The sequence below is a fragment of the Pseudomonas sp. 1 genome, from assembly GCF_056626735.1.
Genome location: NZ_JBWXMQ010000002.1, coordinates 123,203 through 136,851, shown reverse-complemented (window position 1 = coordinate 136,851; position 13,649 = coordinate 123,203). Strand labels below are relative to the sequence as shown.

Here is a 13,649-nt window from a genome sequence, read left to right as displayed (position 1 = left end):
GTGACATTCAGATCAATCCGCCGAACGCGGCAATTGCAGGGTCACCCGCAATCCGCCCTCACGCAGATTCTGCAACGTCACTTCACCGCCATGGCTATGAGCAATGTTGCGGGCGATCCCTAACCCGAGCCCATACCCCTGCTGCTGCCCCGCCAACCGGAAGTGCGGCTCGAACACCTGCTCCAGCCGCTGCTCCGGCACGCCAGGCCCTTCGTCATCGACGTGCAGCACGAAGGCGCTTTCGTCGTCATCGATATGCAAATGCGCGTTCTGTCCGTACTTCAACGCATTGTCGATCAGGTTGCCGATGCAGCGCTTGAGCGCCAACGGCTTGCCCGGATAAGCCGCCAGCGCCCGTCCCTGCTGGGTCACACGACCGTTGCCGTTGGGCGCCAGATACGGTTCCACCAGACAGTCGAGCACATGGTTCAGATCCACCGGCTCAATGTTTTCGTGGATGTCGGTGTCTTTGACGCATTGCAGCGCACCCTTGACCAGCAGCTCCAGCTCATCCAGATCGCGGCCGAACTTGGTTTGCAGCGTTTCATCTTCCAGCAGTTCGACGCGCAATCGCAGACGGGTAATCGGCGTGCGCAGGTCATGGGAAATCGCGCTGAACAACTGACTGCGCTCGGTCAGGTAACGGCTGATCCGCTCGCGCATGGTGTTGAACGCGCGGCCCACTTCCACCACTTCACTGCCACCGCCCTCGGCCACCGGCTCGACGTCGGCGCCCAGCGACAAGTCCCGCGCCGCCCGCGCCAGGCGCTTGAGCGGCCGACTCTGCCAGTGCACCAGCAGGCCGATGAACAACAACAGGAAACCGCTGGTGAAGACGATGAACCACACCTGCTGAGTCGGCAGGCCCTGCTCTTCCAGACTGGTGTAGGGTTCGGGCAACAGCGAGGCAATGTACAGCCATTCACCGGGCGCCAACTGAATCTGCGTGACTAGCACCGGCGGATTCACCGGTTCCAGCGTCAAGGCGTAATGCGCCCACGAACGTGGCAACTCATCGAGCTTCAATCCGGCGTTGAAAATCCGCAGATCATCGGGGCTGACGAAGGTCACCAGAATGTCGGTGTCCTGGCCCAGCGACTGACGCAGCACCTCATCCACCGCTTGAAGCACCGCTGCCTTGCGCGGTGTAACCGGCAACACTTCCATGCCCAGCGGTTTGTCGTTCAGCGTCACCACAAATCGGGTGCCGCCCATGCTGCGCAACTGATCGAGCACCAAAGGCCGGTAAGCCACCGGCAACGAGCGGAAATAACTGACGCTGGCGGTCATCGAATGGGCGAGGCTGCGGGCGCTGGTGACCAGGCCTTCGAGCTGGGTCGCACGCAACTGGGACACCCAGATCACGCTGGACAGGGTCTGGGCGAACAACACCGCGAGCAACGTCAGCAGCAACATCCGCCCAAGCAGCGAACGCGGCATCGGCACTTTGCGTGCAGTGTTGCGCAGGAACTCAGTGACCATTGCCGGCAACCACGTTGGCTGCCAGTTGGTAGCCGCTGCCACGTACGGTGCGGATCAGCCGTGGCGGCTTTTCGGTGTCGCGCAGACGCTGGCGCAAGCGGCTGACGGCCATGTCGACGATACGATCGAGGGGCATCAGATCGCGGCCGCGGGTGGCGTTGCCGATGGTGTCGCGGTCGAGGATTTCCTGCGGGTGATCAAGGAACAGCTTGAGCAGGGCGAAGTCGGCGCCGGACAGAATCACTTCCTCGCCGTCGGTGTGAAACAGTCGATGGCTGACCATATCCAGCCGCCACTCGTCGAACGCCAGCACTTCACTGCCGCCGCGCTCCTGACCGAACTGGGCGCGACGCAGCAGGGCCTTGATCCGGGCTTGCAGTTCGCGGGGGCTGAAAGGTTTGCCGAGGTAATCGTCGGCGCCGAGTTCCAGGCCGATGACCCGGTCGGCTTCGTCGGAACTGGCGGTGAGCATGATGATCGGCACCTGAGCCTGACGCGGATGCTGGCGCACCCAGCGGCACAGGCTGAAGCCGTCTTCATCGGGCAGCATCACATCGAGGATCACCAGATCGCTCGGCGCTTCGTTCAGCGCCTGACGAAAACCGGCGCCATCCGCCGTGGCCCGTACCTGAAAACCCGCGCGGGTCAGGTAGGTTTCCAGCAACTCGCGTATCTCCTGGTCGTCATCGACCAACAAAATCGACTTGTTGACTGAGCTCACTTCGAAGGCATCCTTGTTGTTGGAATTGGGCGGATTATGCCTGATGTGTAGACCGATCGTTCCCACGCTCTGCGTGGGAATGTATCAAGGGACGCTCCGCGTCCAGTGACGCAGAGCGTCACGGGCTGCATTCCCACGCGGACGGTTCGACGCCTCGACGTGGGAACGATCTTCAGCCTTCCTGTTCGAGCGCCACTCCTGCACCGACAAGCCCCGAGTACGGCGCCGTCACCAGCCACACCGGAATGCCCTTGAAGTAATCGCTCATGCAGCCCTTGTCGGCGAAACTGCGGGCGAAACCGCTTTCGAGGAAGAAATCGGCGAAACGCGGAATCACGCCGCCCACGATGTACACCCCGCCACGGCCGCCAACGGTCAGCACGTTGTTGCCGGCCACGCGACCAAGCCAGCAGCAGAATTGCTCCAGCACTTCCAGGGCAATCGGGTCGCCCGCAAGGCCTGCCGCAGTGATGGCTTCCGGCGTGTCGAGTTTCGGTTCATGCCCGTCCACCGCGCAGATCGCCCGGTACACCCGCGGCAAGCCGCCGCCGCTCAACGCGGTTTCCGCGCTGACGTGGCCGATTTCGTTGTAGATGTGCTGCCAGAGCTGGGTTTCGCGCGGGCTGCTCAGCGGCAGATCGACGTGACCGCCCTCTCCCGGCAACGCGGCGAACCGCCCTTCACCGAGATCAAGCAACGTGCCGACGCCCAGACCGGTGCCCGGGCCGATGACCACTGCCGGGCGCAATGGCTCCGGCTCGCCTTCGCAGACCACGCGGAATTCGCCGGGCTGCAAACGGGTCATGCCCAGCGCCATGGCCGAGAAGTCGTTGACCAGCAACAACTGCTCAACCTGCAGGGTCTGGCAGAACGCCTTGCGACTCAGGCGCCAGTGGTTGTTGGTGAACTTGAATTCATCACCGCTCACCGGCCCCGCCACCGACAGGCACACCGAACCGATGGCACCCGGCGCCAGACCCAGCCCGCTCAGGTAGAGGCTGATCGCCTCTTCCGGGCTGGCATGGTCGGCGGTGGCCAGCACCTGAACCGATTCGAGCTGCTGATCTTTCCACAACGCAAACCGCGCGTTGGTGCCTCCGATGTCACCGACCAAAGCCAGTTTCAATTAAGCGTCTCCAGGGCAGAAGTGAAGGCGCTGGCGCCCTGCTCCGCCGAGCTGAAGGCCAAACGCATGAAGCCAAACAGTTCGCGACCGCTGCCGATGTTGTTGCCCAACAGGCCTTTGGCGGGTTCGCGCGCTGCGAATTCAGCGGCGTCCACCTTGAGTTCCAAAGTGCCTTTGACGCCATCGACGCGGATGATATCGCCCTCTTGCACGCGCGCCAAAGCGCCACCCACATAAGCTTCCGGACTGACGTGGATCGCCGCCGGGATTTTCCCCGAGGCGCCGGACATGCGTCCGTCGGTCACCAGCGCAACCTTGAAGCCGCGATCCTGCAGCACGCCGAGAAACGGCGTCATCTTGTGCAGTTCCGGCATGCCGTTGGAGCGCGGGCCCTGGAAGCGCATCACCGCGACGAAATCCTTCTCCAGAAGACCGGCCTTGAAGGCGTCGGCCAGGTCCTGTTGATCCTGGAACACCATGGCCGGAGCTTCGACGATCTGGTTTTCCAGCGCGACGGCGGACACCTTCATCACCCCGCGACCGAGGTTCCCTTCCATCACCCGCAAGCCACCCTCTGCCGAGAACGCACGAGCCACCGGACGCAGGATGTTTTCGTCGAGACTTTCGGTCGGGCCTTCGCGCCACACCAGCTTGCCGTTATCGAGGAACGGCTCTTTGGTGTACTGGCTCAAACCGTGGCCGAGCACGGTGTTGACGTCTTCGTGCAGCAGGCCGGCTTCGAGCAGTTCGCGGATCAGGAACGACATGCCGCCGGCGGCCTGGAAGTGGTTGATGTCAGCCTTGCCGTTCGGATAGACGTGGCTCAGGGTCGGCACGACTTCGGAGAGGTCGGCCATGTCCTGCCAGGTCAGTTGAATGCCCGCCGCCATGGCGATGGCCGGCATGTGCAGGGTGTGGTTGGTCGAACCGCCGGTGGCGTGCAACGCGACGATCGAGTTGACCAGCGCCTTCTCGTCGACGATTTCGCCGATCGGCAGGAAGTTGCCGTTCTGCTTGGTCAGACGGGTGACCTGATGCGCGGCTTCGCGGGTCAGGGCTTCACGCAGCGGCGTGTTCGGGTTGACGAAGGAGGCGCCCGGCAAGTGCAGGCCCATGACTTCCATCAGCAACTGGTTGGTGTTGGCGGTGCCGTAGAACGTGCAGGTGCCCGGGCTGTGGTAGGACTTCATTTCCGATTCCAGCAGCTCTTCGCGGGTCGCCTTGCCTTCGGCGTACTTCTGCCGCACGTCGGCTTTTTCCTTGTTGGAAATCCCCGAGACCATCGGCCCGCCCGGAACGAAAATCGTCGGCAGGTGACCGAAACGCAGCGAGCCCATCATCAGGCCCGGCACGATCTTGTCGCAGATGCCGAGCATCAGCGCGCCGTCGAACATGTTGTGGGACAGCGCCACCGCCGTCGACATGGCGATCACTTCGCGGCTCGGCAGGCTCAGTTCCATGCCGGGCTCGCCCTGGGTCACGCCGTCGCACATCGCAGGCGTGCCGCCGGCGAACTGGCCGACCGAGCCGATTTCGCGCAGGGCGTTCTTGATCTGTTCCGGGAAGACTTCATACGGCTGGTGCGCCGAGAGCATGTCGTTATATGACGAAACAATTGCGATGTTTGCCGAGTTCATCATCCGCAGGCTGTGCTTGTCTTCGCTGCCACATCCGGCCACGCCGTGGGCGAAGTTGGCGCATTGCAGCTTGCCGCGCATCGGCCCGTCAGTTGCAGCGCCGCGAATCAGCGCAAGGTAAGCCTGACGCGTGGCGCGGCTGCGGGCGATAAGCCGTTCGGTGACCTCAAGAACGCGGGGATGCATGTTTAGAACTCCAGGCTAACGGATGTGGCGACCTGATTGTCTATGCTGATCAAGGAGCCCGCACGCATGGGATGACGGGCGGTTTTCTTGATCATTCGGACCAGTTGATTCAGGTCACTCGTTGTAGATAAAACAAAATATTGCCACTAAAAAGGCTTGTTTTCTATTTTTATGCGAATAATCTTGTAATTCCAACAACAAAACGACGGCGGCGCTGCTCAATGACTCTTCGAATCGCAATCAATGGTTTTGGCCGCATCGGCCGTAATGTCCTGCGTGCACTGTATACCCAGGGCTATCGTCAGGATTTGCAGATCGTCGCCATCAACGATCTGGGCGACAGCGCGATCAATGCGCATCTGCTCAAGTACGACACCGTTCATGGCACATTCGACGCCGAAGTTGCTCATGACAACGAGAGCCTGACCGTCAACGGCGACCGCATTTCGGTCAGCGCCATCCGCAACCCGGCCGACCTGCCATGGGCCGCGGAAAAGATTGATGTGGTGTTCGAATGCACCGGTCTGTTCACCGACCGGGCCAAAGCCGCCGCGCATATTACCGCCGGCGCACGCAAAGTGATTATCTCGGCCCCGGCCAAAGGCGCCGATGCCACCGTCGTTTATGGTGTGAACCACGACATTCTGCGCCAGTCGCACCAGATCATTTCCAACGCGTCTTGCACCACCAACTGCCTGGCGCCGGTGGCCCAGGTGCTGCACCGCGAACTGGGCATCGAAAGCGGTCTGATGACCACGATTCACGCCTACACCAACGACCAGAACCTGACCGACGTCTATCACACCGACCCGTACCGCGCGCGCTCCGCCACCCAGAACATGATCCCGAGCAAGACCGGCGCTGCCGAAGCTGTGGGCCTGGTGCTGCCGGAACTGGCGGGCAAACTGACCGGCATGGCCGTGCGCGTACCGGTGATCAATGTGTCGCTGGTTGACCTGACCGTGCAGTTGAAGCGCGAAGCCTCGGCCGATGAAGTCAATGCACTGATGAAAGCCGCGAGCCAGCATTCGAAGATCCTCGGCTACAACACCCTGCCGCTGGTCTCGAGCGATTTCAATCACAACCCGCTGTCGTCGATCTTCGATGCCAACCACACCAAATCCAGCGGCAAGCTGCTGAAAGTGCTGGCCTGGTACGACAACGAGTGGGGCTTCTCCAACCGCATGCTCGATAACTGCCTGGCGCTGTGCAACGCGGAATAAACAGCTATCCACCAGCGGGAACGAGCTTGTTCGCGAAAGCGGCAGGTCAGTCGACGTTTAATTGCCTGACACGACGCCTTCGCGAGCAAATCCCCTCCCACAGGTTTTTGATCTCAATCTGAAATCAACACTTGACCACTCCGACGGATGATAAGCATTATCATTCGCTCAAAACGGATCAGGTCCTCCCGTGAGTCATTCGCAGTTCAATCACGTTTTCCTCGCCCAGCGCACCTCACTGCTGCGAACGCTGGAACGCATGGTCAACAACCACAGCACCGCCGAAGACCTGTTGCAGGAAACCTACCTGCGCGTCACCCGGGCGCTGAGCGAGCGGGACATCGATCACCTTGAACCCTTTGTTTTCCAGACCGCGCGCAATCTGGCGCTGGACCATTTGCGTGCGCGCAAGATTCAATCGCGAACCATGGTCGACGACGTGCCGCAGGACGTGGTGCACAGCGTCGCCGCCCCCGCCAGCAGCGCCGAAGACGCCGCCCACGCCGAACAATTGCTGGAGCGCCTGAACGTGAGCCTCGGTGAACTCAGCCCCCGCCAGCAGCAAATCTTCATCCTCAGCCGCCTGCATGGGCGCAGCTATCAGGAAATCGCCGAAGAACTGAGCGTTTCCCTCAGCACGGTGCAGAAAGAACTCAAACTGATCATGACCATCTGCATCGGTGTCGCCGAACGCTTGAACGGCGACTGATCGGCAGCCTTGTCGGTATTGGACAGGATCGACTGCACTGATCATCGGGCTTTGTTACCCTTGCCCGACTTTTACGCTTCACCAAAAAAACAGCCGTGCACAGACACTGCCGAGGAAACACCGTGACGGACATCCACCGCTCCCCTTCGCCTGCATCGGCGCAGGACGCCGCAAGTGCAATGGACCAGGCGCTGGACTGGCTCATCGTGCTCGGCAGTCCGGACGAGGAGCAGACCCGGCAATTCCATGCCTGGCTGGCGGCCGATCCGTTGAATGGCGAGGCGTTCGCCAAGGCCCAAGCGATCTGGGACGGTCCGCAGATCGCCCAGTGCGCGAAGGACCTCGCAGCCAAACCGAAGAAAGTCCCCGTCCTCACTCGTTTGCGTCCGCACTGGAAACCGCTGGCGACCGCCGCCGTGCTGCTGCTCGGCCTGTTCAATTTCAGCAACCTGCCGATGCGTTTGCAGGCCGATCACCTGACCGTGGTCGGCGAACGTCAGCGCTTGCAGCTTGAGGACGGCTCGAAAGTCCTGCTCAACACCAATTCCGCGTTCTCCAGCACGATCAACGATCAGCAGCGAGTCGCGCGGCTGTATCAGGGCGAAGCGTTTTTCGAGATCCCGGCCAGCCGCAGCCAGCCGCTGGAAATCGATGCCGGCCCGGTGAAAGCCAGCGTGCGCGACACCGCATTCGCCGTGCGTTATCTGGACGGCGTGGCGCAGGTGCGCGTGCAGCGCGGCGATGTCGATCTGCGGGCTACCCGCGATGATGCGCGGGTTCGGTTGTCTGCCGGGGAAAGCATCCGCATCGGTCCCAACGGTTTCGACCGTCCGGCCAAGGTCGACGCCGCCACCGATCTGGCCTGGGTACAGGGTCGGCTGATCTTCGAGAACTGCCCGCTGAGCCAAGTGCTGGCGGAACTGCGCCGCTACTATCCGGGCTTCATCATCAACACCAGCGAACGGTTGGCCGACGTCGCCGTCACCGGCAATTACCGCCTCGACCAGCCGCTGGACGCAGTGCGTTCGCTCGCTCACATCACCTCGGCCAAGCTTCAGGAATTCCCGGCGCTGGTGATTTTGAACTAAATGAGAATTATTTTTACTCGATAGCCGAAGCTCGTTCGTCTCGTTATAGCCAATGCAATTGATTCGCATCTCGCGAGTTCAATCAGCACCTATAAAGATTCGTGCGACACGGAGCGCTATCGATGTCCTCACGCCTTACCCGCCAGACTTCTTCCCCTTCCCGCGTGCTGTCGCTGCTGACCGCCGCCATCCTGATGGCCGGCACCGCGCCGCTGATGGCCGCCACCGAACAACCGACGCGCAACATGGGCGATTACTCGTTCGCCATTGCCCAGCAGCCGTTGGTGTCGGCGCTCAATGCGTTCACCGCCGTCACGGGCTGGCAGGTCGGTTTGCCGGCGCAACTGGGTCAGGACGTATCGTCGCCGGGCGTGCGCGGTTCGCTGCCACCGGAAAAAGCCCTGGAGCGTCTGTTGGTGGGGACCAACCTGAGCTTCCGCAAACTGAGCAACAACAACGTCGTGCTGGAGAAACGCGTCAGCAGCGGCGCACTTAACCTCGATCAGGTGACCATCAGCGCCACCCGTCAGGAACAGTCGATCAACAGCGTGCCGACCACCGTCACCGTGCAGACCCGTCAGGATCTGGACCGCAACAACGTCAACACCATCAAGGATCTGGTGCGCTACGAGCCGGGCGTGTCCGTGGGCGGCGCCGGCCAGCGTGGAGGGATCAGCGGCTACAACATTCGCGGCATCGACGGCGACCGCATCCTGACTCAGGTCGACGGCGTCGAAGTGCCGGACGGTTTCTTCAACGGCCCCTACGCCAAGACCCAACGCAACTACGTCGACCCGGAAATCATCAAACGCGTCGAAATCCTCCGTGGCCCGGCCTCCGTGCTGTACGGCAGCAACGCCATCGGCGGCGCCGTCAGCTACTACACCCTCGACCCGGACGACATCATCAAGCCCGGCAAAGACGTCGGTGCCCGCCTGAAAACCGGCTACAGCTCCGCCGATGAGAGCTGGCTGAAATCCGCCACCGTCGCCGGTCGCGCCGACCAGTTCGACGGTTTGCTGCACTACAGCCAGCGCGACGGCCACGAAACCGATTCCTACGGCAGCAACAACGGCACCGGCCTGGAGCGCACCGCCGCCAACCCGGAGGACGTCAAAGCCACCAACGTGCTGGCCAAGATCGGCTGGAACTACAACGAAGGTTCGCGCCTGGGCCTGACCTATGAAAAGTACAAGGATGATCGCGACACCGATCAGAAAAGCGCCTACGGCGGACCGTACTTCAACGGTGCCCCGACGATCCCGAACAGCGTGCTGCCCGGCGGCATGTACCAGTGGCGTACCGGCAACGACACCATCACCCGCGAGCGTTTCGGTCTGGAGCACAGCTTCGAGCTCGACAGCCTGCTGGCGGACAACGTGAAGTGGAGCCTCAACCACCAGACCGCCAAGACCGACCAGAGCACCGACGAGTTCTACTACCCCATCACCCGTAAAGTGCTGCGTACCCGTGACACGATCTACGAGGAGAAACAGTGGGTCTTCGACGCGCAACTGGACAAAGCATTCGCCATCGGTGACACCGATCATGTGCTGACTTACGGCACCACCCTCAAGCAGCAGAAAGTCACCGGCTCGCGCAGCGGCGACGGCAAGTGCCTGTCGGTCGGTCGCGGCTGCACCGCCATCGGCGCTACCAGCGCGGCTGACGTACTGAAGAAGTCCAGCGACTTCCCGGACCCGACCATCAACACCTACAGCCTGTTCGCCCAGGATCAGATCAGCTGGAACAACTGGACCTTCCTGCCGGGCCTGCGCTACGACTACACCCGGCTCAAGCCGCACATCACCCAGGAATTCCTCAACACCGTGGCCGCCGACGGCAACGGCACGGTCAGCGACGAAAACAAGACCTGGCATAAAGTCTCGCCCAAATTCGGCCTGACCTACGCCCTGACCGACAACTACACCTGGTACGGTCAGTACGCCGAAGGCTTCCGCACCCCGACCGCAAAAGCGCTCTACGGCCGCTTCGAAAACAGCACCACCGGCTACAACGTGGCGCCGAACCCGGACTTGGAACCGGAAAAGAGCAAAAGCTATGAAACCGGCCTGCGCGGCAACTTCGAGCAAGGCTCGTTCGACGTGGCGGTGTTCTATAACAAGTACCGCGATTTCATCAACGAAGACGCCGTCACTCCGGGCTACGACGAGCTGACCTTCCAGTCGAGCAACATCAAGCACGCCACCATCAAGGGCGCCGAAGTCAAAGGGCGTCTGAATCTCGACGCGTTCGGCGCGCCGCAAGGCCTGTACACCCAGGGCTCGATTGCCTATGCCTACGGTCGCAACAACGACACCGGCGAACCGCTCAACAGCGTCAACCCGCTGACCGGAGTGTTCGGTCTGGGTTACGACCAGGACAACTACGGCGGCCTGCTGAGCTGGACCGTGGTCAAGAAGAAGGATCGCGTCGACGACAGCAACTTCAAGTCGCCGGACGGTGTCAGCAGCCAGTTCAAGTCGCCGGGCTTCGGCATTCTCGATCTGACCGGGTTCTACAAAGTCACTGACGACGTCACCGTCAGCGGCGGCATTTACAACCTGACCGACAAGAAATACTGGCTATGGGACGACGTGCGCGGTTACGACAGTGTCGGCGAAGCCTCGGTGACACAACCGGCCAACCTCGATCGCCTGACCCAGCCGGGTCGCAACTTCGCGATCAATCTCGTCTGGGATATCTGATCCGGATGACCTCACGGCACGCGTGCATTGCCGCGCCGTGAGGTTTTTTTACTGTCCGGCGCTTGCCCGTACGTCTCGTTATCAAGCGCCTCTTCTTTTCAAGGACATCTCATGAGCACCCAGGAAAAAGCCCTGCGTTCGCAACGCTTGAACCAGATCACCCACGAGCCGCACAGCAAGCTCGATGCACTGGTCAAGGCCCACGCGCCGTTCGAGAACCGCGCCAACTTCGCCCGCTTCGTGGTCGCGCAGTACCTGTTCCAGTCGGAACTGGTGTCGCTGTACAACGATGCCGAACTGACCGCCATCATCCCTGACCTGCCGACCCGCTGCCGCGCCGAAGCGGCCAGGGCAGACCTCGCGGACCTCGACACCGAAGTGCCTGTACCCGTCGCCGGTGCGCTGAAAAACCCGAGCAAGGCCCGCGCCCTGGGTTGGATCTTCGTGTCTGAAGGCTCCAAGCTCGGCGCTGCGTTTCTGATCAAGCGCGCCGTTGCCCTGGACCTGAGTGAAACCTTCGGCGCCCGTCACCTGGGCGAGCCTGAAGGTGGTCGCGCCGAAGGCTGGAAGCGCTTCGTGCGCACCCTCGATTCGCTGCAATTCAGCGCTGAAGAAGAAGCCGAAGTGGAGCAGGGCGCGATCGATGCGTTCAACCGCTTCACGGTGTTGCTGGAACAGGCTTACGCCACAGAAGCCGAACCGGCCTAAAGCGACACCGACCGCCCATTGTGGGAGCGAGCTTGCTCGCGAAGAGGCCGTCAGATTCAACATCATCGTTGACTGACGTACCGCTTTCGTCGGAGCGCCGCCCGGAGCAAGCTCGCTCCCACAGGGAACTGCACAAGTCTGTAAGATTGCCATTTCGCCTCACGCATTCCCCCCGAGCCCATGCCCCAACCCGCCTCTTCTCGACTCGCCCGCCTGCTGTTTGGCCTGCTCGCCTATGTCAGCCTCGGTATCGGCCTGATCGCCATCGTCGTGCCCGGCCTGCCGACCACCGAGTTCATCCTGCTCGCCGCCTGGGCCGCGACCCGCAGCTCGCCGCGCCTGAGTGCCTGGCTGGAAAACCATCGGCTGTTCGGGCCGATCCTGAGCAACTGGCGCAACGGCAAGATCATCGCCCGCAAGGCCAAGGTCAGCGCCACCGTCAGCATGCTGCTGTGCGCGACCCTGATGCTGGTGATGCTCGATCACGGCTGGCCGATTTATCTGGCGATTGCAGGGATGACGATGGGCAACCTGTGGATCTGGTCGCGACCGGAAACGCTGCCGAAGATTTCCTGATTTTTCCCTTGTTTTCAGGGCTTTTACCCACGCAAACGTTTAGTCATGACCGTTCGTCGGCATGTCGCTCATGCACTCTCGCCTCGCGCCGATGAGCATTGAATGGCGCTGAATGGATTTGGCGATCCGGGCTCCTCCCTGCCCCGCAGCCAACAGTTCATTCATTCGCGAGAACGTCCCATGTTCGACTCTCTGTCCATACGCCTGAAAATCGTCCTGCTGTCCGGCCTGTGCCTGCTCGGTGTGGTTGCGCTGATCGTCGGCATCAATATCTACCAGACCAACCAGAACGATGAACTGGTCAGCCAGTCGAGCAGCAGGATGCTCACCGCCAGCGTGCAGAACCTGCTGCAGGCCAAGGCTGCCGAACAGGCGGTGCAGGTACAGAAAACCTTCGGCGAAAGCCTGCTGGTGATTACCGCGCTGGCCGACCAGATCAAGGACATGCGCGTCATGGCCGCCAAGCGTTCGCTGGACGCCGGCGCCCTGCGTGAAGAGTTGAACCTGAGCCTGAAGACCGCGTTCGAGCGCAACAGCAAGGTGCTCGGCATCTGGCTGGCCTTCGAACCCAATGGCCTCGACGGCAAGGACAGCGAGTTCGTCAATGACGCCGCGCGCCAGTCCAACGAAGCCGGGCGCTTCGCCACCTACTGGAGCCGCGCCGCCGGTTCTGCGCTGAACACGATCATGGTCGAAGACGACATGAACAAGACCACCCTCAGTGTCAGCGGCACGCCTTACAACAGCTGGTACACCTGCCCTCGCGACAACAAGCGCACCTGCCTGCTCGACCCTTACGCCGACACCGTGGGCGGCAAGGAAATGCTCATGACCACCATTGCCGTGCCGCTGCTGGTGGATGGCAAGGCTATCGGCGTGGTCGGCGTCGACATCGCCCTTGATGCACTGCAAGCGGCGGCCGTGGGTTCCCAGCGCGAACTGTTCAACGGTGCCGGGCACATGCTGATTGTCTCCGGCAGCGGCGTGTTGGGCGCCTACAGCACCGACGCGACCAAGGTCGGCAAAGGCATCGCCGAAACCCTCGGCACCGAAGGCAAGGACATCCTGCAACTGCTGAGCGCCGGCACGCCGAAGATTCTGGAACAGGGCGATCTGATCCGCGCCGTTTACCCGGTCGATCCGATCGGCAATTCCCGCGCCTGGGGCGTGGTCATCGACTTGCCGAAACAAGTGCTGCTGGCCGACTCGGTCAAACTGCAAGCGGTGCTCGACGACGCTCAGCAAACCGGCCTGATGACCGCGCTGACGGTGGCCGTGATCGCCGGTCTGATCGGCCTGGTACTGATCTGGCTCACCGCCTCGGGCGTGACCCGTCCGATCAACAGCGTCGCCGAAATGCTGAAAAACATCGCCAGCGGCGAAGGCGACCTGACTCAGCGCCTGAACTACACCAAGAAAGATGAACTGGGCGAACTGGTGAACTGGTTCAACCGCTTCCTCGACAAGCTGCAACCGACCATCGCC

General features: G+C 61.8%; 10 protein-coding genes and 1 pseudogene. 7 read left to right on the top strand and 4 right to left on the bottom strand.

Annotated features, from left to right (window positions below; translation table 11 throughout):
• Positions 1-12 precede the first annotated feature (12 nt).
• The 4 genes from AC1MDC_RS03690 to edd form a co-directional block, all read right to left on the bottom strand.
• A complete protein-coding gene (locus AC1MDC_RS03690; protein ID WP_249490807.1) occupies positions 13-1,440 on the bottom strand; it encodes an ATP-binding protein in 1,428 nt (475 codons plus the stop codon).
• Between the two features lie 31 nt (positions 1,441-1,471).
• Complete coding sequence (locus AC1MDC_RS03685) at positions 1,472-2,203, bottom strand: response regulator (RefSeq protein ID WP_085697149.1); 732 nt, start codon at positions 2,201-2,203, stop codon at positions 1,472-1,474.
• A 172-nt stretch (positions 2,204-2,375) separates the two neighbouring features.
• Positions 2,376-3,329 carry a glucokinase gene (locus AC1MDC_RS03680; RefSeq protein ID WP_085697150.1) on the bottom strand — a complete coding sequence of 318 codons (954 nt, stop codon included), beginning with the start codon at positions 3,327-3,329 and terminating at the stop codon, positions 2,376-2,378.
• A complete protein-coding gene (gene edd, locus AC1MDC_RS03675) occupies positions 3,326-5,152 on the bottom strand; it encodes a phosphogluconate dehydratase (protein WP_011335614.1) in 1,827 nt (608 codons plus the stop codon). The genes AC1MDC_RS03680 and edd overlap by 4 nt, the downstream gene beginning before the upstream one ends.
• 221 nt (positions 5,153-5,373) lie before the next feature.
• Between edd and gap the strand changes: the two genes are divergently transcribed.
• The 7 genes and pseudogenes from gap to AC1MDC_RS03640 form a co-directional block, all read left to right on the top strand.
• A complete protein-coding gene (gene gap / locus AC1MDC_RS03670) occupies positions 5,374-6,375 on the top strand; it encodes a type I glyceraldehyde-3-phosphate dehydrogenase (RefSeq protein WP_007951174.1) in 1,002 nt (333 codons plus the stop codon).
• A gap of 190 nt (positions 6,376-6,565) precedes the next feature.
• Positions 6,566-7,084 (top strand): RNA polymerase sigma factor, encoded by a 519-nt coding sequence (locus AC1MDC_RS03665; protein WP_085697151.1) that lies wholly within the window; start codon positions 6,566-6,568, stop codon positions 7,082-7,084.
• Positions 7,085-7,206: 122 nt separating this feature from the next.
• Complete coding sequence (locus AC1MDC_RS03660; protein ID WP_227233306.1) at positions 7,207-8,172, top strand: FecR family protein; 966 nt, start codon at positions 7,207-7,209, stop codon at positions 8,170-8,172.
• 122 nt (positions 8,173-8,294) lie between these two features.
• The gene (locus AC1MDC_RS03655) at positions 8,295-10,880 is read left to right on the top strand and encodes a TonB-dependent receptor (protein WP_480392529.1); all 2,586 of its coding nucleotides are present in this window, start codon (positions 8,295-8,297) and stop codon (positions 10,878-10,880) included.
• A gap of 111 nt (positions 10,881-10,991) precedes the next feature.
• Entirely contained in the window at positions 10,992-11,588 is a 597-nt protein-coding gene (locus AC1MDC_RS03650) for a biliverdin-producing heme oxygenase (protein WP_480392528.1), read from the top strand.
• Between the two features lie 180 nt (positions 11,589-11,768).
• Positions 11,769-12,164, top strand: coding sequence for a YbaN family protein (locus AC1MDC_RS03645; RefSeq protein ID WP_085697155.1), 396 nt, complete (start codon positions 11,769-11,771; stop codon positions 12,162-12,164).
• A 102-nt stretch (positions 12,165-12,266) separates the two neighbouring features.
• Positions 12,267-13,625: pseudogene (locus AC1MDC_RS03640) on the top strand (methyl-accepting chemotaxis protein); the annotation flags it as partial.
• Positions 13,626-13,649: the final 24 nt, after the last annotated feature.